The 2,301-nt window shown below is 66.7% G+C and carries 3 protein-coding genes; 1 reads left to right on the top strand and 2 read right to left on the bottom strand.

Annotated features, from left to right (window positions below; all coding sequences use genetic code 11):
• Nucleotides 1–71 precede the first annotated feature (71 nt).
• Entirely contained in the window at nucleotides 72–296 is a 225-nt protein-coding gene (locus tag VFX99_RS15940) for a nuclear transport factor 2 family protein (RefSeq protein ID WP_329667269.1), read from the top strand.
• A 208-nt stretch (nucleotides 297–504) separates the two neighbouring features.
• Here VFX99_RS15940 and VFX99_RS15935 read toward each other — a convergent pair whose 3' ends face one another.
• Together VFX99_RS15935 and VFX99_RS15930 are read right to left on the bottom strand one after the other, a co-directional pair.
• Complete coding sequence (locus VFX99_RS15935) at nucleotides 505–891, bottom strand: hypothetical protein (protein WP_329667268.1); 387 nt, start codon at nucleotides 889–891, stop codon at nucleotides 505–507.
• A 207-nt stretch (nucleotides 892–1,098) separates the two neighbouring features.
• Entirely contained in the window at nucleotides 1,099–2,127 is a 1,029-nt protein-coding gene (locus VFX99_RS15930) for a response regulator transcription factor (RefSeq protein ID WP_329667267.1), read from the bottom strand.
• Nucleotides 2,128–2,301 lie beyond the last annotated feature (174 nt).

Below are 2,301 nucleotides of genomic sequence, written 5' to 3'. Positions count from 1 at the left end.
GACGCGCTGAGCGAGCAGTTCTCCGACTGAGGTGTCGTTGGGATCAGGGTCGTGACCGCGGAGGCGCGCCGGTGACCTCCGCCTACGCGGTTGGGTTAGAGCACACGACCGCCTCGGTGAACAGCGCAGAGCCTACGATCCACGTGCTGCGGGTCACGACGATCTTCCGGCGCGAGGACGGGGAATGGAAGGCTGTCCACCACCACGGCGACGATTCGGCCGCGGAGTTTGGCATCAGCACCGGTCGCGGGCTGATCACGCCGCTTTTTTTGGGAATGGTGGACGGTGAGGAATGAAGAATCGACCAACCGCCGCGAGCGGTCGCGGCGTCCGCGCGTCTCACCTGACCCTCCAGTTCAGCCGGTACTCAACTTGATTCACCCGCCAGCAAATCATGACCGCAAGCGGGTCACTTTCGGAGCATCCGGTCGCCTACGACCGGCCACCGATTACCGACAATGACTGTCTGACCTTCGCCCGCATCGGGGACGAGGGTCGCGTCGGCTAGGTCAACGAACCGGTGAACGACACTCTGCGAGACGAGTCTTGGATGTCGGCGATCTCGATGACGGTCTGCCTGCGATCGGCCTTAGACACCAAGAAGCCAACGTCGAACTCGGCCGAGTCGCCGGGTTCGAGGGTCAGCCCGTCGGGCTCGTCTACATACACACGCGGCGCCTGCCGAGCATCGGCGCCGACCCTCACAGTTATGAGGAATGCGAGCTCGACGGCAGCTTTGGACTGGTTGTGCCATAGCAAGGTCGCGATGACGTACGGGTCGCCGGTCTTGGCCTCCGGGTCTTCGGCAATATCCGCCTGCCCAAGCCTCAGGCTCGTGACCTGTGAAATGCGGACGCTGACTCCATCGGAGAAGGAGTGAGTCTTCGTCATCGTGACCGAGGGGGCCGCTGGGGCTGGAGTCGCCACCAGTGGACTTGGTGCCGCCGCTTCTGACGCCGACGGACGGGGCGAGCCAGTGCAGCCACCGAGGGCAAGCGTCGCCGCCGCAAAGGCGGCGCAGACCGCTGAAGCGCGTGATGGCATGGGCGTCACGATGCCAGGGTCGACTCGCCCGCGGCCTCGGCAGAAATGCCTATTTCACAGCCGGACGCCGAGTCTGTGGGCCTCATGGACGGCCGCGGTCCGTGAGGAGACTCCCAGCTTGCCGAAGATTGACCGCAGGTGGGTGTGCACGGTCCGCGGACTCACCACCAATCGAGCGGCCAGATCGTTGTTGCTGAGACCTTCGGTCAGCAGCCGAAGCACCTCGACCTCCCGTGCAGTGAGGCCCGCGGGCAGCGGAGCTTCGACGAGCGTGGCGAGTTCGGCAATCGTGTCGGCGGCTTCCGCGAGTGCCTGCTCAGAGGTCAGTTGGGCACCGGCCGCGAACCACCTCGCCCAGCCGTCCCCGCCCAGGGCGGCATGCGCTAGCTCCCGTTCGTGGTCCGTCGGCTCCACGATCGCGATGTTGTACCGGCTCGATGCGCCGTGGATCTCGGCCCAGGTTTCGGCTGCCGCGAAGAGCCGGGCCGCGCGGGCGGGCGCGTGGAGTTCAGCGGCGACAGCCGCCAGTCCGTGCAGTAGGTCGCTGCCTTCGGCGGTGAATCCGGATTCGCGCATGATGGCCAGGCTGTCGGCGTACGCGGTCAGGGCCTGCGCCCACTGTCGCCGACGGCGTCGCAGCGTCCCAAGCTCGATCAACAACCCCTCCTCCCCGAAGGCCACCCCGGCCCGATGGAAGGTGCTGATCGAGTCGAGCAGAAGCCGTTCGGCCTCCTCCATCCGACCGGCCTCGTATGCCTCCCCGAAAAGGTGGGAGAGCGACCAGCCGACGCCCACCACATCACCGGTGCGACGACACAGGCTCAGGCTGTGCCGCGCAAGCCGTTCTGCTGTGGTGTGATCGCCTTCCTCACTGGCGATCCTAGAGAGCGCCCGCAGACAGACGGCTTGCTCGCCGGTGTTCCCCAGTCGCCGCTGCAGGGCGAGGGTTTCGACGAACTGTTCGCGCCCGCGGCCGGCGGTCTTGAGTTCGAAGTTCGCCCAACCCGCCGCGTACACGACTCGCGCCCGCGCGTCGGCCGCCGTGTCGGAGCTCTCGTTCCAAGGCAGCGCGAGCGCGCCCACGATCACGTCGTGATGTCGGGCGACTGAACCGCTGTAGATCCAGACGTCCAGCATGTTGCCGACGAGCCGCAGCACCGGCTCGCTGTCGACTGCGGTCCTGCTGTCCGCGATTCCCCGGACCACCGCCACCTCGATATTGGCCCGCTCCTCGACAAGCCGAGCGAGCCGCCGAGA

Source organism: Microbacterium sp. (assembly GCF_036277215.1).
GTDB lineage: Bacteria > Actinomycetota > Actinomycetes > Actinomycetales > Microbacteriaceae > Microbacterium.
This window is presented reverse-complemented; position numbering and strand designations above follow the sequence as displayed.

Bases quoted from the DNA above. Each gene is read 5' to 3' on its own strand.
- VFX99_RS15935 (WP_329667268.1), bottom strand. From the start codon at position 891: ATGACGAAGACTCACTCCTTCTCCGATGGAGTCAGCGTCCGCATTTCA.